Origin of the sequence: Bradyrhizobium sp. BR 10289 (assembly GCF_019455385.1) — a bacterium.
Lineage (GTDB): Bacteria > Pseudomonadota > Alphaproteobacteria > Rhizobiales > Xanthobacteraceae > Bradyrhizobium.
This window is the reverse complement of record NZ_JACOFR010000041.1, coordinates 19362-46186: the sequence shown is the minus strand read 5'-3', so window position 1 is coordinate 46186 and position 26825 is coordinate 19362. Positions and strand designations below refer to the sequence as shown.

Here is a 26825-nt window from a genome sequence, read left to right as displayed (position 1 = left end):
AGGAGGAGGCGGTCGGCCTCGTCGTCAACGGCTTCGTCAAGGACGTGCTGCAGCAGCTGCCGATGGAGTTCGCGGTGGAAGCGCAGAAGCTGATCTCGATCTCGCTTGAAGGGTCGGTCGGCTGATCGCCGACCCCTCGCGGCGCGCCTCGCGCGCTCCAACATCAATTGAATAAACTGGATACCAAGATGGCTTTGCTTGAAGTGAAAGACCTCAAGGTTCGTGTCGAGGAGCGAGAGATCCTCCACGGGCTGACGCTGACGGTGAACGAGGGCGAGATCCACGCGATCATGGGGCCGAACGGCTCCGGCAAGTCGACGCTCTCGCACGTCATCGCTGGCAAGCCCGGCTACGAGGTCACCGACGGCCAGATCCTGTTCAAGGGAGAGGACCTCCTGGAGATGTCGCCGGACGAGCGCGCCGCCAAGGGCGTGTTCCTGGCGTTCCAGTACCCGGTCGAGATCCCCGGCGTCACCACCATGAACTTCCTGCGCACCGCGCTCAACGCCCAGCGCAAGGCGCGCGGCGAGAGCGAGCTGATGGTGCCGGACTTCCTGAAGAAGGTCCGCGAGGTCTCGAAGTCGCTCAACATCCCGCAGGACATGCTCAAGCGCGGCGTCAATGTCGGCTTCTCCGGCGGCGAAAAGAAGCGCAACGAGGTGCTGCAGATGGCGCTGTTCGAGCCGAGCCTATGCATCCTCGACGAGATGGATTCCGGCCTCGACATCGACGCGCTGCGCATCGCCGCCGACGGCGTCAACGCGCTGCATTCGCCCAAGCGCGCGATGGTCGTCATCACCCACTATCAGCGGCTGCTGAACTACATCGTGCCCGACATCGTGCACGTGATGTCGAAGGGCCGTGTCGTGAAGAGCGGCGGCAAGGAACTCGCGCTTGAGCTGGAAGCGTCCGGCTACGCCCAGTTCGAGGATGCCGCGTAAGGAATTTTGCGATGAACGTTGCTGTGGCAAAGACCGGAGGCAGCCGCGCGGTGAGCGATCTGTTCGCCAGCGCCGAAGGCCGCCTGCCGGGTTCGCCTGATGTGATCGCGTTGCGCCGCGAGGCGTTCGAGACCTATGAACGTCTCGGCCTGCCGCATCGCCGGATCGAGGAATGGAAATACACCGACCTGCGCGCGCTGATCGGCGAGGTGCTGCCGCTCGCAGCTGCGCCCGACGCGGCCGCTCTGAAGCGCGCCGCGGAGGCCGTGAAGGCGCATGCCATCGCAGGCGCCCGCAAGCTGGTGCTGGTCGACGGCGTGTTCGCGGCTGATCTATCCGACGTCAGCGCACTCGCGTCCGAAGTGAGCCTCAAGACGCTGCAAGAGGTCCTGGCGAACGAGGCCAATGCCGCCGCTGGGGATCTCCTTCAGACAACCGCGACCGATGCCGTGATCTCGCTCAATGCGGCGATGGCGACGGACGGCGTTGTGGTCTCGGTGGCTGACGGAACGCAATTATCCGCCCCGATCCACATCATTCACGTCGCGACAGCGACTGGCGCATCCGCGTTCACTCGCTCGCATCTGCGGATCGGCAAAAACGTCCGCGCGACGGTCGTCGAGAGTTTCGTCGCGGCCGGCAAGACAGGCGGCTATCAGATCAACGATGCGCTGATCCTCTGGGTCGGCGATGACGCTGACGTTGCGCATATCCGCCTGATGGACGATGCGCCTGATGCCGCGAACATTACCTCGCAATTCGTGACCGTCGGCGCGAACGTGAAGTTCAACTTCTTCAACATGACGACCGGTGCGGCTGTCAGCCGCCTGCAAGGCTTCATCACCCTGGCGGGGGAGGGCAGCGAGCTCTCCGTCAACGGCGTCAACCTGCTGCAGAAGACCGAGCATGGCGACACCACGCTGGTGGTTGACCATGCCGTGCCGAACTGCGTCAGCCGCGAGACCTTCCGTGCCGTGATCGACGACCGCGCCCATTCGGTGTTCCAGGGCCGCATCATCGTCCGCCCCGACGCGCAGAAGACCGACGGCAAGATGATGACGCGCGCGCTGCTGCTCTCGGACGAAGCCGAGGCCGACAACAAGCCGGAGCTCGAGATCTTCGCCGACGACGTCTCCTGCGGCCACGGCGCCACCGCCGGCGCACTCGACGAGAGCCTGCTGTTCTATCTGAAGGCGCGCGGCCTGCCGGAGAAGCAGGCCCAGGCGCTGCTGATCCAGGCTTTCGTCGGTGAGGCGATCGAGCAGATCGCAGATGACGGCCTGCGCGAGCACGTGATCGGCATTGCCGAGCGCTGGCTGGAGCGGCGCCAATGAGCGACCATCCGGCAGTCAAGAACGGGAGCTATGACGTCGCGCGCGTGCGCCAGGATTTTCCGGCGCTTAGCCTTCAGGTCTATGGCAAGAATCTGGTTTACCTCGACAACGCCGCCTCCGCCCAGAAGCCGAGCGCCGTGCTCGACCGCATGACGCAGGCCTATACGAGCGAATACGCCAACGTGCATCGCGGCCTGCATTACCTCGCCAATGCCGCGACCGAAGCCTATGAGGGCGGTCGCACCAAGGTGGCGCAGTTCATCAATGCTTCCCGCAGCGAAGAGGTGATCTTCACCCGCAATGCGACGGAGGCGATCAACCTGGTCGCCTCGTCCTGGGGCGGGCCGAACATCGGAGAAGGCGACGAGATCGTCATCTCGATCATGGAGCACCACTCCAACATCGTTCCCTGGCATTTCCTCAGGGAACGCCAGGGCGCCGTGATCAAATGGGCGCCGGTCGACGACGAGGGCAACTTCCTCATCGACGAGTTCGAGAAGCTGCTGACGTCCAAGACCAAACTGGTCGCGATCACGCAGATGTCGAACGCGCTCGGCACCATCGTGCCGGTCAATGATGTCGTGAAGATCGCCCACGCGCGCGGCATCCCTGTGCTGGTCGACGGTAGCCAGGGCGCAGTGCATCTGCCGGTGGACGTCCAGGACCTCGGCTGCGACTTCTACGTCTTCACCGGCCACAAGGTGTACGGGCCGACCGGCATCGGCGTGCTCTGGGCCAAGTACGACCACCTCGTCGCGATGCGTCCCTATAATGGCGGCGGCGAGATGATCCGCGAGGTCTCCCGCGAAATCGTCACCTATGGCGATCCCCCGCACAAGTTCGAGGCGGGCACGCCCGCGATCGTCGAGGCCGTCGGCCTCGGTGCCGCCATCGACTACGTCAATTCGATCGGCAAGGAGCGCATCGCCGCGCACGAGGCCGATCTCACCGCCTACGCCCAGGAGCGCTTACGCGAGATCAACTCGCTGCGGCTGATCGGTACGGCCCGCGGCAAGGGCCCGGTGATCTCCTTCGAGCTCAAGGGCGCGCACGCCCATGACGTCGCCACCGTGATCGACCGTCAGGGCATCGCGGTGCGCGCCGGCACCCATTGCGTGATGCCGCTTTTAGAGCGGTTCAACGTGACGGCCACCTGCCGGGCCTCGTTCGGCATGTATAATACGCGGGAAGAAGTCGATCATCTGGCACAGGCGCTTTTGAAGGCGCGGGATTTGTTCGCATGAGTGACACGGCCGAAATCAAAGCCAATCCGATGGAGACCCATTCGGCGCTGCCGCCGGAGGAGACCGAGCGTCTCACCACCGAGATCATCGCGGGGCTCAAGACCGTGTTCGATCCGGAAATCCCGGCGGACATCTACGAGCTCGGTCTGATCTACAAGGTCGAGATCAAGGATGATCGCTCGGTCGACATCCAGATGACGCTGACGACGCCAAACTGCCCGGCCGCCGGCGAGCTGCCGACCATGGTCGAGAACGCGGTCGCCAGCGTCCCCGGCGTCGGCGTGGTCGATGTCAAGGTGGTCTGGGAGCCGGCCTGGTCGCCCGAGCGCATGAGCGATGAGGCCCGCCTCGTGCTCAACATGTGGTGACGTGTACCCCTGATATTGAATTCGCTCCGCAACGGACCACATCACTGACATGACACAGGCAACACCAGCATCCTCACCAAAACCCCGGCGTCCGCGCCCGCAGGTGATGCGGCTGACGGATGCCGCCGCCCAGCGCATCAGCGAACTGACGAGCCGCGCCGATTCCGAGATCGTGGGCCTGCGCGTCGGCGTCAAGAACGGCGGCTGCGCCGGCCAGTCCTACACGGTCGAATACGCCCATGATGTCCGCCCGACCGACGAGGTCGTCGAGGACAAGGGCGTCAAGATCCTGGTCGATCCAAAGGCCGTGCTGTTCCTGCTCGGCACCGAGATGGACTACAAGGCCGACAAGATGCAGGCCCAGTTCGTCTTCAACAACCCCAACCAGATCTCCGCCTGCGGCTGCGGCGAGTCGGTCGAGCTGCGCCCGGCCAAGATCGACGGGTAGTCTCGCTCCACGCTCTGGTCTCGTGTCCCGGACCCGCTGCGGCGCCATAGCGCGTCGAAGACGCGCGTAAACGCGCTTATGCCGCCGCTGCGGAGAGCCGGGACCCACGCTATAGTCAATCGGTGCAGAACTGGGCCCCGGCTCAGCAGCGCACCGCTGAAGGAGCGCTGCGCTGCGTCCGGGGCACGAGAGAGCGTGCCCATGGACCGCGAATTCCTGATCGACCTGTTTTCCGATTTCGGCCCCGTCACCATCCGAAAGATGTTCTCTGGCCACGGCATTTCCGTCGATGGTGTCAACTTCGCGCTGTCCTTGCGCGCCGGCCTGTTCTTCCGGGCGGACGAAGTGACTATCCCCGACTTTGAAGCGGAGGGCTCGAAGCCGTTCCAGTATTCGACCCGCGCCAAGACCGTGCTGGTGAACTCCTACTGGGAGCTGCCCGCGCGCCTGTTCGACGATTCCCAGGAGCTTGCGCAATGGGCGCGGGCGGCGCTCGCCGCCGCCCAGCGCGCCAAGGTGAAGAAGCGGCCGAAGAAGGCGAAGAAAGCGGCGGTGAAAAAGACTGCAAGCAAGCTGGCGAAGAAGGCCGCCAAGCCAGCGAAAGCCGCGAAGAGGGGCAGTCAAAAGGGGCCGGCTCGAAAGCGCGCGAAGCGAGGAGCTTGAGCTCAATCCACGGCCTTGGTCAGGCCGCCCCTCATGTCCTTCGCCGTAAAGACACTCACACCGTCCGCAACTACGCGCCCATCCGCAATCCCGAGCACGAGCTTGCCGCGTCGGACCATGCGCATGGCGACCTCGTAGCGCACATGTCGCGTCGTCGGCGTGATTTCGCCTGTCGCCTCGACCTCGCCGACGCCGATGGCGCGGCCCTTGCCCGGCGAGCCCGACCAGCCGAGCCAATAGCCGACCATCTGCCACATCGCATCAAGGCCCAGGCTGCCTGGCATCATCGCGTCACCGCGATAATGACAATCGAAAAACCAATGGCCCGGCACAATATCGAACTCGCCGACGATATGCCCTTTGCCGAACTCGCCGCCGTCCAGGCTGATCTCGGTGATGCGGTCCATCATCAGCATCGGCGGTGCCGGCAGTTGCGCATTGCCCGGGCCGAAATAGCCGCCTTCGCTCGATCTCAGCAACTCATCCTTGGTGTAAGACGGTTGTGGCGTGTGGAAGTCATGGGGATGGGCACGACGATAAATCCTCGATGCTCAGGCGGTGGGAAGATGTCGTTCGCTAAAGTGGAAAGTCAAGCGCGCGCAACGCGGCGCCGCTCCCTCTACGCCACGCGGCTGTGTGTCTCCACCGCGTATTCCGGATCCGCTTCGCAGATCACGCGGTTGCGGCCGTTGCGTTTGGCGGCGTAAAGGCAGGCGTCCGCACGCTCGATCAGCGCGTCGGTGTCGTCGCCCTGCTTGAGCATGGAGACGCCGACCGAGATGGTGACGCGGCCGAGGATCTCGCCGGTGGACTTCTTCTTCAATTCCTTTGCCATCACGGCGCGGCGGATGTGATCGGCCACCGTGAGGGCCTGGCGCAGCGCGGTGTTGGGCAGCACCACCGCGAACTCCTCGCCGCCATAGCGGGCGGTGATGTCCTGGCCCTTGATGGTCTGCTTCAGCGACAGGCCGACGAGCCGCAGCACCTGGTCGCCGGTGAGATGGCCGTAGGAATCGTTGAACGACTTGAAATGGTCGATGTCGAACAGCAGCAGCGACAGCGGCTCGCCGGAGGCGAGGGCGCTCTGCACGGCCATGCCGATCATGCGATCGAAATATTTGCGGTTGCCGAGGCCGGTGAGCGGATCGGTCAGGCTCTCGGCGCGGATCGCCTCCAGGCTCTGCTGGAGATTGCTGATCTCGTTCTTCGACAGCGTCAGCCGGTCTTCCAGCGCCTTGTTGGTCTCGCGCATCTCGCTGGTCGAACGGAGCAGCGTCTCGACGATGGACTTGATCTGGTCGCGGTTCTTGGCCGCCGACAGTTTTTCGGTCGCGCCCGACAGGCTGGCATCATAGGAGCCGGTCATGCCGAGGGCTTCGCTGAGCACCTTCATCACGTCGTCAATCTCGCCGATGACGCGCGCGCCGACCTTGTCGATGCGGTCGGTGGTCTTGATGTGTGAGAGATAGGTCTCGTAGATCTGCTCGAGATCGCCCTCGGTCAGCTTGCCGTGGCGTGCGAGCGTCTCGTTGATGATCTTGTTGAGCGGGGCGTTATAGCCGGTCGCGTAGACGTACCAGATCTCGTAATTGCGGGGAATTGCCGTCTGCCGGAGCGATCGGATCTGACCGAGCGCCACTTCGGCGAACGCCATCGTTCGTTCGTGTTCGTCGAGAACTTTGACCACGGAACATACCCCACAACGGTCGATGCGCCGTCGACCGCAGTAATGCTTAAATTATGTTCGCAGGCTAACGGGTGATTGTGAACGGCCAGTAAATATACGGTGGCCGATGCGTCATAAAAAGTGTGAAACGCCTGGGTTCAACCGGATCCGAGGCGCCTTATGACGTCCTATGCGGCTTCAAGCGCCGGCGGGAGAAGAGCGTACGGGGCGGAGCAGGAACGCCGGCAGGTGCGAATGATCACCGGGCTCGGTGTCGGCCTCGCGCTGGCGGCGCGGTTCGGGACGGCCGATCGACGGCACATGCGAATTGTTGGCCTGCGGACGGCCGCCGTGACGCGGTTCGGATGACGGCCTCGCCTCGCGCGGAGGCCGTGCCTCGCGGGCGGGCTTCGCTTCGGCAGGGGGCCTTGTTTCAGAAGAGTGCCTGGCCTCGCCGCGCGCTTCGCGCGGCTCGTGGCTGCGCTCGCGATCGTGACCGCGGCGTTCGCCGCGCTGCGGCTTACCGCGTCCGCCACGCGACCGCTCGCGGCCGCGCTGCTCGCGGCCGCGCTGCTCGCGCGGACGCTCAGCGGCATCGCCGGCTTCTGCATGGACTTCGTAGTCGCCTTCGGCGCGCGGAATGCTCTGGCCGATCAGCTTCTCGATCGCCGCCATCGACTTCTGGTCGAGCGGCGTCACGATCGAGATCGCGGTGCCGGTGCGGCCGGCGCGACCGGTGCGGCCGATGCGGTGGACGTAATCGTCGGCGTGATGGGGAACGTCGAAATTGAAGACGTGGCTCACCTCGGGAATGTCGAGGCCGCGGGCGGCGACGTCGGAGGCAACCAGGAGCGGCAGCTCACCCTTGCGGAACTGATCGAGCGCGGCCATGCGGGCCGGCTGGTCCATGTCGCCGTGCAGGGCGCCGACGCTGAAGCCGTGCTTCTGAAGTGACTTGTGAACGATCGCGACCTCGCGCTTGCGATTGCAGAAGATGATCGCGTTCTTGAGATCCTTGGCCTCGCGCAGCAGGCGGCGAAGCAATTCGCGCTTCTCGTGCGCCTCGCGTCCGGCGGGCACCTGGGCCTGCGTGACGGTGACGGCGGTGGTGGCGGGGCGGGAAACTTCGACCTTCTGCGGATTGTGCAGGAAGGCTTCGGTGATGCGCCGGATTTCCGGCGGCATGGTCGCGGTGAAGAACAGGGTCTGCCGCGTGAAGGGGACGAGCTTGCAGATGCGCTCGATGTCGGGAATGAAGCCCATGTCCAGCATGCGGTCGGCTTCGTCGATGACGAGCAGCTCGACGCCGGTGAGCAGGAGGCCGCCACGCTCGGTGTGGTCGAGCAGGCGGCCGGGCGTCGCGATCAGCACGTCGACGCCGCGCATCAGCTTGGCATCCTGGTCGCCGAACGAGACGCCGCCGATCAGGAGCGCGACATTGAGTTTCTGGCCGGCGCCGTAGCGGTCGAAGTTTTCCTTCACCTGCGCTGCGAGCTCGCGGGTCGGCTCCAGGATCAGCGTGCGCGGCATGCGCGCCCGGGCGCGGCCCTTCTCGAGGATCGTGAGCATCGGCAGCACGAAGGCCGCGGTCTTGCCGGTGCCGGTCTGGGCGATGCCGAGGACGTCCTTGCGCGCGAGGACGTGGGGGATCGCCTGTTCCTGAATGGGGGTGGGGTTGGTGTAACCGGTGGCCGCCACTGCGGCGAGGACTTTTTCGGACAGTCCGAGATTTGAAAAGGACATTGAGCCTCTGGTCGAAACCGCCGTTCGGAATCGAGGGTAATAAGGCTGGTCGCGTTCCACCCCGAAACGGCGCGCTCCTTGGGAAGCTGGGGGTGCTGACTCACGCGAACAAAGCGCAAGGCTCAGGAATCGCTCTTCGATCTGAGCCGCGTCGACCCGGAACATAGGCGGGAATTGGCCAAAGTCAATGGAGCAGGCGCGGGAAGACCCTAAAAACCCTGAGGTTTTTGCCCAAATCACGGGCGCAGAAGGGTTTTCCGCCTCGGCCATGGCCGAGGAGGTGGGACCATGGAGGCGCTTAGTGCCCCTCGGAACCCTGAGCGCGGAAGTCGCCGGGGGCCATGCCATAGGCGGCGTTGAAGACCCGGTAATAGGTCGCAAGGCTCTCGAAGCCGCATGACGTCGCGATGTCGGCGATCAGCCGGACCGGCGCCTCGCGCATCAGGCGGCGGCTTTGCTTCAGCCGTTCGTCGGTCACGGTCTGCGAAAAACTCTTCTCGGCGGCCTCGAACAGCATGTGCAGGTGACGCACGGAGACGGCGAGGAGATCGGCCACCATCGCCGGCGCGAGATCCGGGTTCTGGAGGTGGCGCGCGATCAGGCGTCGTGCCTGCGAGAGGCGGGCAGTCCGCAGCGCGGCCTGCCCAAGCCGGCTGCCGGGCCGCACGACGCCGCGTTCGATCAGCGCCAGCTGACCCAGCGCCTGGACCAGGGAGGTTGCGTCAAAGGTCCCGTCGTCGCCGGCGGCGGCCTCGCCGAGATCGGCGAAGCAGGCGCCGAGCAGGGGCGCCAGGGTGGGATCGTCGAAGGTCCGCGGCGTCAGCTCGCGCACCCGCCTGTCCTGCGTGGGCAGGGCGCTGACGGGGATCTTCAGGATCCGCAGGTGGAAGCCGCCTGCGCCGAGCGGCGCGGTGCGGTAGGGCAAATCGGTGTGGCTGGTGGCGAAGCTGCCATTGGCGATCGAGAAGTCGCTGGCCCGCATGCCGCCGAACCAGCCGCCGCTGCCGAGCTGCTGGTAGACGCAGATGGCGTCGCCCGGGGCATAGGCGATATCGGAGGTGCTGCGCTCGACCGTGTAAGCCGAGGCTTTCAGCTCGACCAGACCGCCGCCGCCGAGCTGGCGCAGCGAGAATTCGCCGTAGAAGTCCGCGCGCCGCTCGCGCTCGAGCTCGGCCGTGACACCGAACAGGCCCTTGGACCGGACCTCGCGCCAATAGTCGAAACGGTCATGCGGCTCGACTTCGTCAGTACACCAGCGATACACGGCAGCCCCCGCTTGCAGCGCAATTGCCCGGCAAATCGTCCAAGAAGAAGCAGATTCCGACGCACTCCGCCATAGGCCAGATGATGAAACCGATGGCCGCCAGCGTTGAACCCTTGATCTGGCTGGACCGACTATCATCAACGGTGGCGAGTTCCAATGAACCCCGGTTCGAGGCAAACGGAACGAAGGCCAATCTGCAACGGGAATTCTGGGATGACGCGTCGGCTTTTTCGATTTCTGGCGGCCCTTGGCCTCGCCACAAGCGTGACTTGCCTCGCGCTCCCCGCACATGCCGAAAAGCGCGTCGCGCTCGTGGTCGGCAACAACGACTACAGAAACGTTCCGAAGCTGCTCAAGGCCGTCAACGACGCCCGCACCATGGGCGATACGCTGAAGCAACTCGGCTTCCAGGTGATGGTCGCCGAGAACCAGAGCCGTCAGCAATTCTCCGAGACGCTGCTTGCCTTCGACAAGTCGATCGAGCCGGGCGACACCGCGTTCTTCTTCTACGCCGGCCACGGTTTCGAGATTGCGGGCCAGAACTATCTGCTTCCGACCGACGTGCCGGCCGCAACCGAAGGGCAGGAAGAGCTCGTGCGCGATGCTTCTATTCTCGCGGATCGCATTGTCGAGCGTCTTCAGAACAAGAAGGCGCGGACCTCGATCCTGGTGTTCGATGCCTGCCGCAACAATCCGTTCGAACGCAAGGGCACTCGCGCCGTCGCCGGCGGCGGCGGGCTTGCCCCGATGGTGCAGCTGCCCGAAGGCGTGTTCTCGGTGTTCTCGGCAGGCCCCCGCCAGACCGCGCTCGATCGCCTGTCCAACGACGATGCCAATCCCAATTCGGTGTTCACGCGCACCTTTGCCAAGGAGCTCCTGCAGCCCGGCGAGAACCTCGTGCAGGTCGCGCAGCGCACCCGCCGCCTCGTCAGCGAGATGGCTGACACCGTCAAGCACAAGCAGGTGCCGGTTTATTTCGACCAGATGGTCGACGACGTTTTCCTGAGCGGCATGGCCAAGGATGCGGCTTCTGCGGCCGCGCGTCCGGCCGATCCGCCGCCGCAGAAGCTTGCGGCGCTGCCGCCGGTGGCGGTGCCGCGCGTGCCGAAGGAGGAGGCCACCAACGCGCCGATCGCGAGCTTCTCGCGCCACAATGGCGGCTGGAGCGTGGTGTTCTCCTTCGCCGATCCGACGCTCGGCATTTCCTGGCGCATGGCCGGCAATGGCGATTTCCGCGAAACCGGTTTCATCGACACGCTCGATCCGCGCACCCGCAAGCGGATGCCGAATCCCTCGATCGAGCTGCCGCCGGACGCCCAGGCCGGAACCATCGAGGTCCGCTATGTCGATCAGTCCGGCGACATGCAGGGGCCGTTCCCGATCAAGTTCGACCCTGAAGCGGCGTTGATCCGCGACCAGCGCAAGATCCTCGATATGACCGCAACGAGCTGGCTGTCGTTCCGCGAGTTTAACGGGCTATTGGTCTATTACACGCACCTCGTCTCCTACCGCTGCGCCATCCGCGAGGTGCGCATCGGCATAGACAGCGCGGTTCCCAACCAGGTGCTGAAGATGCCGGGTTGCGACATGCGCGACCCCAGCGCGATCAGCGCCGGCATGCCGCTCTACATGAAGCTCAATCCGGCCACCCAGTTCGTCTCGGTGGAACTGACCTATCGCGACGGCAGCGTGTCGGAGATCAAGAGCTTTCGGACGGTGAACCGCAGCAACAATTGACGTACGCGATCGTCGCGCGGATCGAGACGCCCGGGTCGCCTGACCATTCGGGATCCATCGCGTCTCGCTTTTGCCCAGCTACGGCCTCGCGCTGTCCAAGTTGCTGTCGGCTCGCTGCAACATTCCCGGGACATAGTTCGTGGTAGGAACGTCGGAGGTGACACATGGCGGATGTAGCTAATCAAGCAAGCCTGAGCGCGGACATCGCAACGGGGGAACTCATCGAGAAGACGCCGCTCCGCGAGCGCGCGTTCGCTGGCGCCTATTTGACCACCGTCGGCGTCGCAATGATTGGTTGGCTCTATGTCCTCAGCCGCACCACGCTCGGTGTCGTGAGCTGGATGATCTCGGGCTAAGCTGCGGGCAGCAGCTGACTGATCTTGATCACCGCGCAGATGATCATACCCCACAGCGCGAAATTGATCTGCAATGCCTCCGGCATGGCATTCCCCACCTGGTTTCCTCGCAGAGACGCGTTCATTCAGTGACGCGATCTTCTATGGCGATACAACTTGTATTACCGTTTCCGATTTGAGTCGAATCTGAGGCTACGGCCGAATTGCGATGGAACCGTAGTGTTCCACAGCGGCGTCAGCTCCGATCCGATTCCCCGGAGCAGACGACCGGTCCGCAGGCGCGAGACCCAGATTCGGACTGCGCTGAGCCGGAACTGGCGCTAGGATGTCCAACGGATACGGCGCGTCGCGGCGACAATGACATCCGAACAACGACCGAACAGTACCACAAAAGTCCGCTGCTGCATCGTCGGCGGCGGGCCGGCCGGCATGATGCTCGGCTATCTCCTGGGGCGTGCCGGCATCGACGTCGTGGTGCTGGAGAAGCACGCGGATTTCTTCCGCGACTTCCGCGGCGACACCGTGCATCCCTCGACGCTCCAGATGATGGACGAGCTCGGCCTGATCGACGATTTTCTGAAGCTGCCGCATCAGCGCTTGCAGACGATGGACGGTCTGTTCGGCGGCACCAAGGTGCGGATCGCCGATCTCCGCCGGCTGCACACCAAATATCCGTTCATCGCCTTCATGCCGCAATGGGACTTTCTGAATTTCCTGCGCGAGGCCGGCCAGCGCCTCTCGTCGCTCAAGGTGATGATGAACACGGAGGCCGTCGACCTGATCCGCCGTGGCGAGACCATCGGCGGCGTGCGCGCGAAGACGCCGGACGGCATCGTCGACATCGAAGCCGATCTCACCGTCGCCTGCGACGGCCGGCATTCGCTCGTGCGCGAGCGCGCGGGTCTCGCAGTTGAGGAGATCGGCGCGCCGATGGACGTGCTCTGGTTTCGCGTCGGCCGCAAGGCCGACGAGACCGAGAACCTGTTCGCGCGCATCGATCCCGGCAAGATGATGGTCACGTTCGACCGCGGCGACTATTGGCAATGCGCCTATGTCATCGCCAAGGGACAATATGATGCGGTGAAGGCGAGGGGCCTACCGGCGCTGCTCGACGACGTCGTGCGCATGGCGCCGGTGCTTCGATCCGGCATTGGCGATGTGAGGAGCTTTGACGACGTCAAGCTGCTCACGGTCGCGATCAACCGCCTCAAGCGCTGGACGCGTCCGGGCCTGCTTTGCATCGGGGACGCCTCGCATGCGATGTCGCCGGTCGGCGGTGTCGGCGTCAATCTCGCCGTGCAGGATGCGGTCGCAACCGCCAACCTGCTCGCCGACAAGCTTCAGCGCGGCTGCCCGGCCGAGGACGAGCTCGACGCCGTCCGCCGTCGCCGCGAGTTCCCGGTGAAGATGACGCAGGCGATGCAGGTCGTCGTGCAGAACAACATCATCAGCGGCGCCTTGCGCGGCGGCAACCGGCCGCTGAAGGTGCCGCTGGTCGTGCGTCTCATCTCCGCGCTGCCATGGCTCCAGGGCATTCCAGCGCGCTTGCTTGCGCTCGGTGTGCGGCCCGAGCATGTGCAGTCGAAGACAGCGCCAACACCGTAGCGCTACAATTCGGTAGGGATAATGCCGCGTTAAATTGCGCGCTTCGCGTTGCGCGTGTGCAACAGCGCCATCCGATTCAAGACGGCGCATCCGCCAATCCGGCGTCTTAACTTTCTTGATTCAAATTTGAGTAAGAACTGCGTGTGAGCGTGCACCCATCAAAGGACACGGGGTGTACCATGCGTAACAAATTGATTGCCGCCTTCGCCTGCACGACCGCTCTGGTTTCGACCGGCGCTGCTTCCGCCGCCGATCTCGGTGCGCGTTACACGAAGGCGCCCGCCTATGTCGAGCCGCTGTTCAACTGGACCGGTTTCTACGTCGGCGGCCACATCGGTGGCGCATGGACGAATGAGCAGTTCATCAACAACGGAACCGGCGCACCGTTCGGCGATCTGTCGCCGGGCCAGGGCTTCCGCCAGCGTAACTCCGGCGTCATGGGCGGCGCCCAGATCGGCTACAACTGGCAAGCCAACAATTACGTGTTCGGCATGGAGGGTACGATCTCCGGCCTCGACAACAAGGGCACGGTTGTCAACACCGCGTTCGGTGCCGGTGACGACATCTTCACCTGGCGCGCCAATGTGCTGGCGACCGTCGTCGGGCGCGCCGGTTTCGCCGTGCAGAACAACCTGTTCTACATCAAGGGCGGCTATGCTGGCGTGAACAACCGACTCAACGTCAGCGACACCGTTGGCCCCGCGACGGGCTCGGGCGGTCAGACCCACTGGGCCAACGGCTGGACCGTCGGCGCCGGCTGGGAATACGGCATTACCCGCAACTGGATCGTCGGCCTGGAATACAATTACGCGGCCTTCGGCGGCCAGACCTATCAGCTCGGCGGCACCTCGGGTAACTACACCTTCGATGCCAAGCCGCGCGACCTCCAGTGGGCCGTCGTGCGCGCCAGCTACAAGTTCGACGCGCCGGTCATCGCGCGCTACTGAGCAATCAACGACCAACCAGCAAAAAAAGATCACGACCCAAATTCAAAAGCCCCTGCTTCGTCCGGGGCTTCTTTTTTGCGTGAAGGCGAGCTCGAGGTCGTGACCAGAACTGCACCGTGAGTCGTCGCTGCGAACGGACTCATGCTCACTTTTCCTGATGGGAAGGGGAGCCCTTCGTCAGTCAAGGGCGGCGCGTGTCCTTCGATAGGACTCTAATCCTGAAACGAGTATAGGTCAGATACACACACCTTTGCGTGTCTGAAATGTCGCTTTTTCTCGAATAGTGCACGGGAACGGTGGATTCGGCATCGCTGCCCGGGCGAGGCGCCGTATAAATCAACTCGCCTCGTTTTTTCCGATTCTGCTGATTTTTCCCAGGGGACATACCGATGAAGAAGGCGTTGGAATTTGTAGCAGGGATGTCGCTTCTGTTGGGCGTGACGAGCATCGCTTCCGCGGCCGACATGGCCGTCAAGGCACCCCCCATCGCTCCGCCGCCCGTGTTCAACTGGACCGGCTTTTACATCGGCGGCTTCGTTGGCGGTGCGGGCGCGGATCGTGACGCATCCGCGAGCGAGCCCACTACTCCCGCCGGTTTCTTCTACAACGGGACCGGCCTCAACACCCCGTACAGCCTCGGCTCGAGCTTCATCGGCGGCGGCACGATCGGCTACAACTGGCAGAAGCCCGGCACCAATTTCGTGCTCGGTATCGAAGGCGAGGCTGGCTACCTTCACCTGCATGGGTCAAGGCAGGACGTCAATGCCGTTACGGCCGGCTTCAGCCTGCCTGACAGCGTGAACACCACCCGCATCGGCGATGCCTACGGTGTCATTGCGGGCCGCGCTGGCTGGACCGCCAACCAGGCGCTGTTCTATGTCAAAGGCGGTGTCGCCTTCGTTGCCAAGTCTTATAGCTTCAGTGATCCCTGTGTCGGTGCCGGCGCTCCCGGCTGCGGCCCAGCTACGCTCCTCACCCGACATAGTGACACGCAGGTCACCTACGCGGTCGGAGCTGGTGTCGAGTATGCCTTCAACTCCAACTGGTCCATCAAGGGCGAGTACCTCTATCTCGGTACGCAGAAGACATATACCCAGTCCGGCACTGCCGGTGCAGGTCTTGCTGGGATCGTGTACACCAATAGCAACTCCGATCCCGGCGTTCACACCGGCAAGATTGGCGTCAACTATCGGTTCGGCGGCCCCGTAGTAGCGAAGTACTGATCTCTCCCGAGTTGCGCTGGCACAAAAGCCCCGGCTGTCACGCCGGGGCTTTTTCGTGAGCACGGGTCGGCTTACGCCATCACCGAGAAGCCGCCATCGACGGGAATCGCAGTGCCCGTGACGAAGTTTGAGGCGGGCGAGGCGAGAAACACCGCGATGCCGGCGAAATCGTCGATGTCGCCCCAGCGTCCCGCGGGCGTGCGCGCGAGCACCCGCTCGTGCAGTCCCGAGACCTGCTTGCGCGCGCCGCGGGTGAGGTCGGTGTCGATCCAGCCGGGCAGGATGGCGTTGACCTGGATGTTGTCGGGCGCCCAAGCATTGGCGCAGGCGCGCGTGTACTGCACGATGCCGCCCTTGCTCGCCGCATAGGCGGTGGCGAAGCTCGCGCCGAAGATCGACATCATCGAGCCGATGTTGATGACCTTGCCGTTGCCCGATGCCTTCAGATGCGGATAGGCCAGCTTCGAGCACAGGAAGGCGCTGGTGAGGTTGGTATTGATCACCGTGTTCCACTCGTCGAGCTCGAGCTCGTGCGGCGGCTTGCGGATGCTCATGCCGGCATTGTTGATGAGGACGTCGATTCGGCCGAGATCCTTCACCACGCGGTCGATCATGGCTGCGATGGCCGCCTTGTCGGTCACGTCGGTGCTGACGGCAATCGCCTTGACGCCGCGCGCCTTGAGGTCGGCGACAGCCGCCGCCGACTTGGCCTCGTTGCGTCCGACCACGGCGATATCGGCGCCGGCGTCGGCGAGGCCGTGCGCAAGGCCGAGCCCGATGCCGCCATTGCCTCCTGTGACAATCGCGACCTTGCCGCGAAGATCGAACCGGTTGGATGTCATGCTCTCATGTCCTGGTTTCTTCTATTGGTTGCTCTGCCAGATCAGCACCAGCCCGAAGCCGGCCATGGCGGCGCCATAGCCGGCCCATTGCAGCTGGTTGACCATGAAGCTCGATCGCGGCCAGGTGACGGTGCCCGTGCCCTGTCCGATCCAGAGCAGCCCCACAGCGAGGGCAAACAAGCCTGCGACAAGCAGAAATCTGCGCATGCATTCCTCCCCATTTGGTCTGCTTCTGTCGCGGCTCACGGCATGAACGATTGCCGCAGGCGCGCGAAAACTTCGGGTCAGACTAGCCGCAGCTTCGGTTCGGATACAATGGGCAGCGGATGCAAGGCTCCTGAGGACCTATGTCCGTGCGCAAGATTGTGGGCAAGTTGTCCTGGCTGGGGCAGGGACGATTCCGGCATCTCAGCCGCGAACAGCACTGCACAACGAAAAAGCCCCGGACGATGCCGGGGCTTTGACGTCTGAAGTCGAGTTCAGCTCAGTGCTTTTCAAGCTCAGTACTTGGCGACGACCGGACCGGTCCAGTTGAAGCGGTAGACCAGCGAGGTCGAGATCGTCTGGTTCCAGCTGTTGGCGCGGATGCTCTGGCCGATCGGGAGATTGCCGGCGTCGGTGAGAATGTCCGAGGTCTTGCGATCGTAGAAGGCCGAACGATACTCGGTCTTCATGAACCAGCCGGGCGAGGAGATGCCGAAGAAGTTCAGGCTGTTCTCGACGCCGCCACCGACGAACCAGCCGTTGCGGTTGTAGCCGTTGAGGTGCACGCCAGCCGGAAGGCCGGTCAGGGTCAGGAAGTTGGTGCTGCCGAAGTGAGCGCCGGAGTAACCGCCGTTGACGTAGGAGAGAACGTTCGGAGCGACCAGCCAGCCGAGGCGCACGCCCGCGGCCCAGGAGTCTTCCAGCTTCTGGTTGCCGGTGATGCCGAGGAGCGGATCCTGGATGGTGGCGCGGATGCTGCCGAACTGACCGTCAGCGAACACGCCGGCGACCCAGGTGCTGTTGAACTGCCAATCGTAGCCGAGACCGACGGTGCCGAACCAGCCCGAGCCACCCTGACGCTGATCGATGGTCAGCGGGACTGCGCCAACGGTGGTCTCAACGTGCTGGTCGGCATTCGAGAGGCCGCCGCCGCCACCGCCGAAGATGTAGAAGCCGGTCCAGTTGGCGACGGGCGCCGCCACCGGAGCCTTCGTGTACGGGCGAGCTGCGAGATCCGCAGCCGAGGCCGAGCCGGTCATCGCCGCGATCGCGGTCAGTGCGAGTGCAATCTTCTTCATGGTAAAATCCCCAACCTTGGTTCGTAGCAGGCGCGAGCGCACTGAAGTCCGTGTCATCTGATGCCCGGACTATAGACGTTTCCCCACGAAATGCTGTTGCAGGGCAGGCACAGTCGCCGGAAAACGCGCGCCGGAGGGGTTTTGAAAAGCCGGGACCGGATTCAAAAAAGGAAAGTGATCACAATGGGTTGCTTGATCTTTGGAAGTTGGGCTTCGGGTAGGTTTTCGTTAGCAATCGGCCTTTGTCCGAAATGGAGGCAATCGTGCCTCAGCTTGCGGCGCCCCTGAGTCGTTGGCCGAGTCGCCTGGTTGTGCGGATGACAGCACAAGCAAAAGGCCCCGACCTGAAGCCGGAGCCCTGATGGAAGCCTGCCTGCGGTGCGAGGCAGGCGGCCTCAGACGTCCAGCAGCTCGTCGCTGGCAAATTCGGCCTTGTCCGAGATGAAGGCGAAGCGCGCCTCGGCCTTGGTGCCCATCAGCCGCTCCACCGAATCCGCCGTGGTATCGCGGTCGTCGGGCAGCAGCACCACCTTGAGCAGCGTCCGCTTCGCTGGATCCATGGTGGTTTCCTTGAGCTGCGCCGGCATCATCTCGCCGAGGCCTTTGAAGCGATTGACCTCGACCTTGGCGTTGGCATTAAAAGCGCTCTTGATCAGCTCGTCCTTGTGCTTGTCGTCGCGCGCATAGACCGACTTGGTGCCGGCGGTCAGCTTGTAGAGCGGCGGCACCGCGAGGAAGAGGTGCCCCTCGTCGATCAGCTTCGGCATCTGCCGGTAGAAGAAGGTGATCAGGAGCGAAGCGATGTGCGCGCCGTCGACGTCGGCGTCGGTCATGATGATGATGCGCTGGTAGCGCAGATCCTCTTCGCGATAATGCAGCAGCTGGCCGCAGCCGATCGCCTGCACGAGGTCGGAGAGCTGCGCGTTCGCGGTCAGCTTGTCCTTGCCAGCGGAAGCGACGTTGAGGATCTTTCCGCGGAGCGGCAGCACGGCCTGGGTCTTGCGGTCGCGCGCCTGCTTGGCGCTGCCGCCGGCCGAGTCACCCTCGACGATGAAGAGCTCGGACCCCTCGGTGCCGGCATCCGTGCAGTCGGCGAGCTTGCCGGGCAGGCGCAGCTTCTTGCCGGCGGTTTTCCGTGCGGTTTCCTTCTCCTGGCGGCGGCGCAGCCGCTCCTCGGCGCGGTCGATCACGAAGTCGAGCAGCCGGTTGGCCATGTTCGGATTGCCCGACAGCCAATGGTCGAACGGATCCTTCATCGCCTGCTCGACGATGCGCTGCGCTTCGGCGGTGGCAAGGCGATCCTTGGTCTGGCCCTGGAATTCGGGCTCGCGCACGAACACGGACAGCATCACGGCCGCGCCCACCATCACGTCTTCCGAGGTGATGGAGGAGGCGCGCTTGCCTTGGCCGACACGCTCGGCGTGATCCTTCAGGCCGCGCAGCAGCGCGCTGCGCAGGCCGGATTCATGCGTACCACCATCAGGCGTCGGCACGGTGTTGGTGTAGGAGGACAGAAAACCGTCGGCATCCGCGGTCCAGGCCACGGCCCATTCGCAGGCGCCGTGCGCGCCGTTGCGGCCCGACTTGCCCGAGAAGATGTCTGGATGCACCAGCGTGTCGGCGTGGATCGCCGCCGCCAGATAATCCTTGAGGCCGCCGGGAAAATGGAAGGTCGCTTCCGCCGGCACGTCCTCGACGCCCTTGAGCAGCTCGGGCGCGCAGTTCCAGCGGATCTCGACGCCACCAAACAGATACGCCTTCGAGCGCGTCATCTTGAACAGGCGCTGCGGCTTGAACGCGGCTTTGGGCCCGAAGATGTCGGTGTCGGGCTTGAAACGCACGCGCGTGCCGCGGCGGTTGTTGACCTTGCCGAGGTCCTCGAGCTTGCCCTTGGGGTGACCGCGCTCGAAGGTCATGCGATGCAGCTTCTGGCCGCGCGCGACCTCGACCTCGAGCCGCGAGGAGAGGGCGTTCACGACGGAGATGCCGACGCCGTGCAGGCCGCCCGAGGTCTCGTAGACCTTGCTGTCGAACTTACCGCCCGAATGCAGCGTGCACATGATGACTTCGAGCGCCGACTTCTTGGGGAATTTCGGATGCGGATCGACGGGGATGCCGCGGCCGTTGTCGGTGACCGTCAGGAACCCGTCCGCGCTGAGCTCGACGCCGATGAAGGTCGCATGTCCCGCCAGCGCCTCGTCCATCGAGTTGTCGATGACTTCGGCGAAGAGGTGATGCAGTGCCTTCTCGTCGGTGCCACCGATATACATGCCGGGTCGGCGCCGCACCGGTTCCAGGCCTTCGAGAACCTCGATGTCGGCCGCGGTGTAGTCGGCCTCGCCGCCGCTCCCGCGCGATGCCGTCTTGGCGGGCGCACGCGGCTTCTGCTCGTCCGCCGGGAACAGGTCTGCTTTGGTTTTCAACTGCTTGGACATATATCTTGATGTGCTTTGAGGGCCGCGCAGGCGGCGAATCGGTTGAGGCGACTATGCCACGGCTGGACCCATGCGGTCACCGCGTGCCGTGGAGGCGGGTGTGGGTGGGAGCCAATCCCGGCGATTTTACGCCGCAGATCCAGGAATTCCCGGCAATTTGAGGTCCCGGTCCTCTCGGGGGCGGGATTTGTGACTTGATGTCACACAAGTGCTTGGCTTACCAGTCCTTTTCATCGCAGCACCTTGAGGCAGGGCGGGAAGGCAATTTCTAGATGGAGCAGTTTGCGCACGCCCTGGCCGATTTCGTGCGCGTTCACCAGGCCTGGGCCGCCCCGATCGTGTTCCTGCTCGCCTTCGGGGAGTCGCTCGCCTTCATCTCGCTGTTGATCCCGGCCTGGGGCGCACTGGTCGCGATCGGCGCGCTGATCGGGGTGAGCGGCATCAGCTTCTATCCCGTCTGGATTGCGGGAGCGATCGGCGCGGCGCTCGGCGACTGGGTCTCCTACTGGTTCGGCTATCGCTACAAGGAGCAGGTCGCCCAGATGTGGCCGCTGTCGCGTTATCCGGAAATCCTGCCCAAGGGCGAAGCCTTCGTGCGCAGCTGGGGCGTGCCCAGCATCTTCATCGGTCGCTTCTTCGGCCCCTTGCGCGCCTCGGTGCCGCTCGCCGCCGGCATCTTCGAGATGCCCTATTGGAGCTTCCAGGCCGCCAATTTCGTTTCCGCGCTGGTCTGGTCGGCGGCGCTGCTGCTGTTCGGCGACGTCATGGCCAAGATCATGGAATGGATCTGGCGGGTGATCTGAGCTTTCGGTTTGCGATCCCGACGGACCGGCGGGCGGAAGAAGCATAAAAGTTGTTCTTCTTAAGAGTGCCACCGGTAATGTTCGCTTGTTAGTTGAGTTCTCGGAATTGGTTGGCCGAGCGCTCAACAGATGATCGTGCGAATTTATTCAGCCTTCTCGTCAGTCTTCTTGGCGGCGCTGCTGCTGTCGCCCTGCATGGAATCGTATGGCGCGGACTCATCGGGCCCGGATACGAGGCCCGGCTGGGTCGACCCGGGTTGGCGGCGAACAATCGCCCGTCACACCATTACATTCGATGAAGCCGGGCTGAGCAACGAGGTCTTCGAGTTCGAGATCAAGGCGCTCGACGAGAAGGGGGCCGAGGCGATCGCGCAACAGAGTTTTCAGTACAACAGCTATTTTGACGAATTGTCGTCGACCGAGCTTGCGACCCTCAAGACCGATGGCGGCGTGATCGCGGTCGACGAGCGTGCCATTCGCGATCAGCCGACCTCGACGGATACCTCTTCGCCCTATTTTGACGAGGTCCGCAACAGGATCATCGCCTTTCCGCACGTTGCTCCTGGCGACAGCATTCGCGGCCGTCTTGTTTACAAGGCCAAGCAGGCGAGATTTCCAGGCGAGTTCGCGCGGGTCTGGAGCGAGCCGGCGAGCCAGCCTCCCGAACTGCTCGAAGTGATCGTGGACGGGCCGGCATCCAGGCCGCTGCGGATCGCATCGCGCAATGTCGAGCACTCGGAAGAGAGACGCGACGATCGCATCGTTCATCGCGTGCGCTTCCGGCAGGACACGCCGAGGCCCGGCCAGATCGACGACGAGGCTCTCTCATACGCCGCGCGTTTCGAGGCGAGCACGTTTGCCGACTATGCCGCTTTCGCGGCGACGATGAACGCCCGCAACGCGCCCATGGCACGACCGGACGAAAAGATCACGCGGCTGTCGCGGGAGATCGTCGGCGAGGCGACCGGCTCGCGAGCCAAGATCGAACGCATCTACAATTGGGTGGCCCGCAACATCCGCTACGTCGGCATTGGACTGGAGGACGGCGGCTGGACCTCACAGCCGGCCTCGGCCGTCCTGGCCGCGCGCTATGGCGATTGCAAGGCGCATGCGACGCTTTTCAAGGCGCTGCTGGCCGCCCAGGGCATAGAAGCCAATCTGGTCGCGGTGAATGCGGGCGCGCGATACGTGCTCACCGAGGTGGCGACGCCAAATTTTGACCACGCGATCGCTTACGTCCCGGAGATTGACCAGTACCTCGATCCGACAGCCTCTCTCTTCGCCTTCGGATCGCTGCCGCCGGAACTTGCGGGCAAGCCGGTCCTCAACATCGACAAGGGCACGTTGGGACGAATTCCCCTGGTCGAGGCGGCGCGGTTCGTCCTCTCAGCGGAGACGGACTATGTCCTCGAGAGGGACGGGAAACGCGAGGCACGGTCGATCCTGTCCGGCACCGGCATCGGCGCGCAATTGGGACGCGTGCTCGCGCAAGGGCTGGACGACACCGACCGGCGCATGACCGCCAGGAATCTGATTGAGCAGGCTGGTCTGACCGGCAGCGGCGATTACAGCTATCCCAATCCGCGCGAACTGACCGACGACTTTGCGATCACGTCGACGTTTCAGATTACCAAGCCGGTAAGTCTCGACCGCCCGAACAGCATCAGGATGCTGCCTTTGACCGACCCGAGGCGATCGCTGCTGTTGCGACTGGCCGTGCGCCAATCCAACGGCAGGCCTTTCAGCTGCCGATCGATGGAATACCGCGAGGCCGCGTCGCTGACGATTCCCGATAATGTTTTCTTTTACGAGAAGCCCGCGCCTGTCGACTATTCGCAGACGTTCGAAGGCCGGACGGGCTACGGATCAGTCCGTGGTCGGATCGAGGTTCGTGGCACCATCGATCTCGACGGCAAGATCATCCGCTCGAAGGCCGTCCTGCGCCTGACGCTCGACGCGCCGGTCTGTCCGGCCGAATTCGCCGCGATCATGGAGAAGGGCTTCGACAAGCTCGACGAGTTCAGGTACGGGCCGATCGGCCTCACTCCGAAGGGAGCATTCGCGGTTGTTGAGGTCAGCGCCGACTACACCGAGGGGGCGAACGCATATCTCGCTCACGATTTCGAACGCGCAATGGAGCGGTTGAAACCGCTCGCCGAAATCGGCAACGCCCGCGCGCAGGCCCATGTGGGGGCGATGTATCGGGATGGAAGCGGCACCAAGCGCGACACCGGCGAGGCGGTCAAATGGTTTCGCCTGGCCGCCGAGCAGGGCGATCCCTACAGCCAGGAGCAACTTGCCTATCTCCAGGAGGAAGGGCCGGCGCAGGTTCGCGACCTGAAGCAGGCGGCTGAGTGGTACGCCAAGGCCGCGGAGCAGGGGAAGGCCTACAGCCAGATGCGCCTTGCCGCCATGTATCGCGACGGTCGTGGCGTTCCGCAGGACCTTGCCGCGGCCGTCGATCTGTTTTCGCGGGCGGCGGAGCAGGGCAACAGCTACGCGCAGATGAGCCTCGGCCTGTTGCACATCAAAGGGCAGGGGGTGCCGCAGGATCTCGCCAAGGGCGTATCCCTGCTGCGCATGGCCGCCGAGCAGAACGACAGCTCAGCCCAATACAATCTGGGCTGGGCCTATGAGAGTGGCACCGGTGTGCCGAAGGACGCGCAGCAGGCAATCCAGTGGTACACCAAGGCGTACGATCGCGGAAACGAGCAGGCGGGAGCTCATCTTTACGAGCTGACACGTGGCGGCGGTTCCTTCTGGGGCTCGCTCTTCGGTCGTCTCGGCCTCGCGCGATGGTAGAGGGCACTGCGATAGTTCCCCAGCTTGACGATCGGACGATATGGCCTTATAGCCGCGCGCCATGATCAACGCCGCGACCACCCTGTTCGCCCGTCGCCGCCGCCGCTCTTTAGCGGTTTGGGCGGTCGATCGCGTTTGAGATCATCGTCTTTGCCGCTGGACCCGATCCGCGGCATTCTCTCTCTCCTGTCAGCGCGATCTGATCCGGCGGCCCCCTTAGGAGGCCCAGCAGGAGACCACGATGTACACGCCACCCCATTTCAAGCAGGATCGCGCCGCGAGCCTGAAATTCGCCGAGGCGCGCGGCTTCGGCACCATGTGCGCTTTCGACGGCCAAAAGCCGGTCGCATCCCCGCTGCCGTTCTATTTGACCTATGCCGCCGACGGCACGCCGCAGGCCGCTTTTCATCTTGCCCGTCACAATCCGCTGCTAAAGCTTGCGGGTGGCGCGTCCTGGCTGCTCGCGGTCAACGGCCCCGATGCCTATGTATCGCCCGACTGGTATGTCTCGCCGGATCAGGTGCCGACATGGCTCTACCAGGCGGTGCACCTGAGCGGACCGGTGCGGTTGTTGTCGGACGCTGAGCTGGCGGTGCAGATCGACACGCTCAGCGACAAGTTCGAGAGCTGGCTGCTGCCGAAGCAGCCGTGGACGTCGGCCAAGATGACGGCAGGCCGGCTCGAGGCGATGAAGAAGGGGATCGTCGGTCTGGTGATGAATGTTGAAGAGGTCGAAGGCAGCTTCAAGCTCAACCAGCACAAGTCCGACGCCGACTATTCGGCGATCGCCGATCTGCTGGGCTCGCAGACGGATCCGGACTCGCGCGCGATCGCAGGCCTGATGCGTGAAGCGAGACCGTTGGCCTTTGCAACGGATACGGTACAAGCACAACGCGCGGTTACGCCTGAAGGGGGCGTGTGATGAACACTAAGAAGAAGATCGGCATTCTCGGCGCGTCCGGCTATACCGGAGCCGACGCGGTGCGCCTGCTGGCGCGGCACCCGAATGTCGAGATCACGGCGCTCACTGCCAACACCCATGCAGGCAAGGCGATGAGCGAGGTGTTTCCGCACTTCTTCATGCTCGACCTGCCAAAACTCGTGGAGTGGGAAAAGGTCGACTGGACCAAGCTCGACGCGGTGCTCTGCGGGCTGCCGCACGGCACCACGCAGGAGATCATCGCGGCCGTGCTCAAGGCCAACCCGAAGATCAAGGTCCTCGACATGTCCGCGGATTTCCGGCTGCGCAACAAGGACACCTACGCGCAGTGGTACGGCCACGAGCATCGCGCGCTCGAATTGCAGGGCGAGGCTGTCTATGGGTTGACCGAATTCTACCGGGAGAAGATCACTTCCGCGCGGCTCGTTGCCTGTCCCGGTTGTTATCCGACCGCAGCGTTGCTGGCGCTGGTTCCGCTGGCGAAGGCCAGGCTGATCGACGTTGATGACATCATCATCGACGCGAAATCGGGCATCACCGGCGCCGGCCGCGGGTTGAAGCAGAACACGCTGTTCAGCGAAGCGGGCGAGGGGCTGTCGCCCTATTCGGTCGGCACTCACCGGCACGCGCCTGAAATCGAGCAGGAAATCAGCCTCGCGGCGGGCTCGGCGGTAACGGTGAATTTCACGCCGCATCTGATTCCGATGGCGCGGGGCGAGTTCTGCACCTCCTACGTCAAGCTCAAGGGTGCAACGCCCGACGATCTGCGGGCGGCGCTGCAGAATGCGTACGCCAAGGAGCCGTTCGTGCATGTCGCCAAAAAGGGCGTGCTGCCGCAGACGCAGAACGTGCGCGGCTCCAACTATGTTCAGATCGGCGTCGTCGCCGACCGCATCAAGGGTCGGGCGATCGTGCTTTCGACGCTCGACAATCTGGTGAAGGGCTCGGCTGGTCAGGCGATCCAGAACATGAACCTGATGTTCGGATTTCCGGAGACCGCGGGCCTGGAGCAGATCGCGCTGTTTCCATAAGGCGAAGCGCCACGAACACGAACATGCTCGAAAGGAGCGTATCATGAGCCTTACGGACACCACCAAAGCCCCGACCACCGGCGCAGCCGGGAAGCCCGCCACCGTCTTCGTCGACGGCGGCTCCGGCACCACCGGCCTTGGCATCAACGAGCGGCTGAAGCTCCAGAACGACGTCGTCGTGAAGACGCTTCCCGACGACAAGCGCAAGGACCCCGCGGCCAAGAAGGCGCTGATGGAGGAGGTGGACCTCGTCATCCTCTGCCTGCCCGACGATGCCGCCAGGGAAACCGTTGCGCTGGTCGACAGCATGGGTGCTGCAGGCCCGAAGGTGCTGGATGCCTCGACCGCATACCGGGTCGCGCCGGACTGGGCCTATGGCTTTGCGGAGATGGCGCCGGACCAGGCGGCCAGGATCAAGGCCGCAAAAAAAGTCTCCAATCCCGGCTGCTATCCGACCGGCGGCATCGCGCTGCTGCGGCCGATCGTCGATGCCGGCCTTCTGCCTCCCGATTATCCCGTCACCGTCAACGCGGTGAGCGGTTATTCCGGCGGCGGCAAGTCGATGATCGCGAGCTTCGAGGATGGCAGCGCGCCGGCCTTCGAACTCTACGGCCTCGGCTTCGAGCACAAGCACCTGCCCGAGCTGCAGCTCTATGCGAACCTGACGCGGCGGCCGATCTTCATTCCCTCGGTCGGCAATTACCGGCAGGGCATGCTGGTCTCGGTGCCACTCCAGCTCGACACGCTGCCGGGCAAGCCCAGCGGCACGGATCTCCAGGCCGCAATGGCCAAGCGCTATGCCGGCTCGAAATACGTCTCGGTGATGCCGCTGCAGAACGAGGCGTCGAAGGCCGGCCGGATCGAGCCGGAGGCGCTCAATGAGACCAACATGCTCGAGCTCTACGTCTTCGCCAGCGACAAGTACCACCAGGCGGTGCTGGTCGCCCGGCTCGATAATCTCGGCAAGGGCGCCTCTGGCGCAGCCGTGCAGAACATGCGGCTGATGCTGGGGCTCGCTGATCAGTAAGGCTGTCTCGTGCCCCGGACGCAGCGCAGCGCCACTTGGCGGTGCGCTGCAGAGCCGGGGCCCATTCGTCTTGCTAAATCTTGGCCGTCTGGGTCCCGGGTTTCTGCCGCACTGTCATCTATC

Annotated in this window: 24 protein-coding genes; 16 read left to right on the top strand and 8 right to left on the bottom strand. The window is 64.0% G+C overall.

The annotated features are described in order from the left end of the window. Positions 1 to 188 precede the first annotated feature (188 nt). From sufC to HYH08_RS36465, 6 genes are all read left to right on the top strand, one after another. Entirely contained in the window at positions 189 to 941 is a 753-nt protein-coding gene (sufC, locus tag HYH08_RS36490) for a Fe-S cluster assembly ATPase SufC (RefSeq protein WP_220014653.1), read from the top strand. Positions 942 to 952: 11 nt separating this feature from the next. After that, positions 953 to 2275: a Fe-S cluster assembly protein SufD gene (gene sufD, locus HYH08_RS36485; protein ID WP_220014652.1), complete on the top strand. Its 1323-nt coding sequence runs from the start codon at positions 953 to 955 to the stop codon at positions 2273 to 2275. Continuing rightward, positions 2272 to 3519 carry a cysteine desulfurase gene (locus HYH08_RS36480; protein WP_220014651.1) on the top strand — a complete coding sequence of 416 codons (1248 nt, stop codon included), beginning with the start codon at positions 2272 to 2274 and terminating at the stop codon, positions 3517 to 3519. The genes sufD and HYH08_RS36480 overlap by 4 nt, the downstream gene beginning before the upstream one ends. Continuing rightward, the gene (locus HYH08_RS36475; protein WP_220014650.1) at positions 3516 to 3887 is read left to right on the top strand and encodes an SUF system Fe-S cluster assembly protein; all 372 of its coding nucleotides are present in this window, start codon (positions 3516 to 3518) and stop codon (positions 3885 to 3887) included. Before HYH08_RS36480 ends, HYH08_RS36475 begins: the two co-directional genes overlap by 4 nt. Before the next feature lie 49 nt (positions 3888 to 3936). Continuing rightward, entirely contained in the window at positions 3937 to 4335 is a 399-nt protein-coding gene (locus HYH08_RS36470; RefSeq protein WP_220014649.1) for a HesB/IscA family protein, read from the top strand. A 201-nt stretch (positions 4336 to 4536) separates the two neighbouring features. Next, positions 4537 to 4998 (top strand): TfoX/Sxy family protein, encoded by a 462-nt coding sequence (locus HYH08_RS36465; protein ID WP_220014648.1) that lies wholly within the window; start codon positions 4537 to 4539, stop codon positions 4996 to 4998. Between the two features lie 2 nt (positions 4999 to 5000). On the opposite strand, the gene fabA is transcribed toward HYH08_RS36465, so the two are convergent. The 4 genes from fabA to HYH08_RS36445 all read right to left on the bottom strand — a co-directional run bounded on the left by fabA (position 5001) and on the right by HYH08_RS36445 (position 9671). Next, entirely contained in the window at positions 5001 to 5540 is a 540-nt protein-coding gene (fabA, locus tag HYH08_RS36460) for a bifunctional 3-hydroxydecanoyl-ACP dehydratase/trans-2-decenoyl-ACP isomerase (RefSeq protein ID WP_220014654.1), read from the bottom strand. Positions 5541 to 5617: 77 nt separating this feature from the next. Next, positions 5618 to 6685 (bottom strand): GGDEF domain-containing protein, encoded by a 1068-nt coding sequence (locus HYH08_RS36455; protein ID WP_220014647.1) that lies wholly within the window; start codon positions 6683 to 6685, stop codon positions 5618 to 5620. 177 nt (positions 6686 to 6862) lie between these two features. Beyond that, positions 6863 to 8407, bottom strand: a complete 1545-nt coding sequence (locus HYH08_RS36450; protein ID WP_220014646.1) for a DEAD/DEAH box helicase — start codon at positions 8405 to 8407, stop codon at positions 6863 to 6865. 298 nt (positions 8408 to 8705) lie between these two features. Further along, positions 8706 to 9671 carry an AraC family transcriptional regulator gene (locus HYH08_RS36445; RefSeq protein ID WP_220014645.1) on the bottom strand — a complete coding sequence of 322 codons (966 nt, stop codon included), beginning with the start codon at positions 9669 to 9671 and terminating at the stop codon, positions 8706 to 8708. A gap of 213 nt (positions 9672 to 9884) precedes the next feature. On the opposite strand from HYH08_RS36445, the gene HYH08_RS36440 reads away from it, so the two are divergent. The 5 genes from HYH08_RS36440 (at position 9885) to HYH08_RS36420 (ending at position 15539) form a co-directional block, all read left to right on the top strand. Next, positions 9885 to 11408: a caspase family protein gene (locus HYH08_RS36440; protein WP_220014644.1), complete on the top strand. Its 1524-nt coding sequence runs from the start codon at positions 9885 to 9887 to the stop codon at positions 11406 to 11408. 164 nt (positions 11409 to 11572) lie between these two features. Next, entirely contained in the window at positions 11573 to 11764 is a 192-nt protein-coding gene (locus HYH08_RS36435) for a hypothetical protein (protein ID WP_220014655.1), read from the top strand. Positions 11765 to 12121: 357 nt separating this feature from the next. Continuing rightward, entirely contained in the window at positions 12122 to 13369 is a 1248-nt protein-coding gene (locus HYH08_RS36430; RefSeq protein WP_220014643.1) for an FAD-dependent oxidoreductase, read from the top strand. A 179-nt stretch (positions 13370 to 13548) separates the two neighbouring features. Further along, positions 13549 to 14316: an outer membrane protein gene (locus HYH08_RS36425; RefSeq protein WP_220014642.1), complete on the top strand. Its 768-nt coding sequence runs from the start codon at positions 13549 to 13551 to the stop codon at positions 14314 to 14316. Between the two features lie 389 nt (positions 14317 to 14705). Next, entirely contained in the window at positions 14706 to 15539 is an 834-nt protein-coding gene (locus tag HYH08_RS36420; RefSeq protein ID WP_220014641.1) for an outer membrane protein, read from the top strand. A 71-nt stretch (positions 15540 to 15610) separates the two neighbouring features. Here HYH08_RS36420 and HYH08_RS36415 read toward each other — a convergent pair whose 3' ends face one another. The 4 genes from HYH08_RS36415 to parE all read right to left on the bottom strand — a co-directional run bounded on the left by HYH08_RS36415 (position 15611) and on the right by parE (position 20099). Then, positions 15611 to 16381, bottom strand: a complete 771-nt coding sequence (locus HYH08_RS36415; RefSeq protein WP_220014640.1) for an SDR family NAD(P)-dependent oxidoreductase — start codon at positions 16379 to 16381, stop codon at positions 15611 to 15613. A 21-nt stretch (positions 16382 to 16402) separates the two neighbouring features. Beyond that, positions 16403 to 16588, bottom strand: a complete 186-nt coding sequence (locus HYH08_RS36410; RefSeq protein WP_220014639.1) for a hypothetical protein — start codon at positions 16586 to 16588, stop codon at positions 16403 to 16405. 293 nt (positions 16589 to 16881) lie between these two features. Continuing rightward, positions 16882 to 17664, bottom strand: a complete 783-nt coding sequence (locus HYH08_RS36405; RefSeq protein WP_220014638.1) for an outer membrane protein — start codon at positions 17662 to 17664, stop codon at positions 16882 to 16884. 395 nt (positions 17665 to 18059) lie between these two features. Next, positions 18060 to 20099, bottom strand: coding sequence for a DNA topoisomerase IV subunit B (gene parE / locus HYH08_RS36400; protein ID WP_220014637.1), 2040 nt, complete (start codon positions 20097 to 20099; stop codon positions 18060 to 18062). Positions 20100 to 20371: 272 nt separating this feature from the next. On the opposite strand from parE, the gene HYH08_RS36395 reads away from it, so the two are divergent. The 5 genes from HYH08_RS36395 to argC (HYH08_RS36375) all read left to right on the top strand — a co-directional run bounded on the left by HYH08_RS36395 (position 20372) and on the right by argC (HYH08_RS36375) (position 26702). Beyond that, positions 20372 to 20902 carry a DedA family protein gene (locus HYH08_RS36395; protein ID WP_220014636.1) on the top strand — a complete coding sequence of 177 codons (531 nt, stop codon included), beginning with the start codon at positions 20372 to 20374 and terminating at the stop codon, positions 20900 to 20902. 129 nt (positions 20903 to 21031) lie between these two features. Then, positions 21032 to 23704: a DUF3857 domain-containing protein gene (locus tag HYH08_RS36390; protein WP_220014635.1), complete on the top strand. Its 2673-nt coding sequence runs from the start codon at positions 21032 to 21034 to the stop codon at positions 23702 to 23704. Positions 23705 to 23945: 241 nt separating this feature from the next. After that, positions 23946 to 24626, top strand: coding sequence for an FMN-binding negative transcriptional regulator (locus tag HYH08_RS36385; protein WP_220014634.1), 681 nt, complete (start codon positions 23946 to 23948; stop codon positions 24624 to 24626). Beyond that, a complete protein-coding gene (gene argC / locus HYH08_RS36380) occupies positions 24626 to 25675 on the top strand; it encodes an N-acetyl-gamma-glutamyl-phosphate reductase (protein ID WP_220014632.1) in 1050 nt (349 codons plus the stop codon). Before HYH08_RS36385 ends, argC (HYH08_RS36380) begins: the two co-directional genes overlap by 1 nt. Positions 25676 to 25718: 43 nt before the next feature. Then, on the top strand, positions 25719 to 26702 hold the full coding sequence (argC, locus tag HYH08_RS36375) for an N-acetyl-gamma-glutamyl-phosphate reductase (protein ID WP_220014631.1): 984 nt from the start codon (positions 25719 to 25721) through the stop codon (positions 26700 to 26702). Positions 26703 to 26825: the final 123 nt, after the last annotated feature.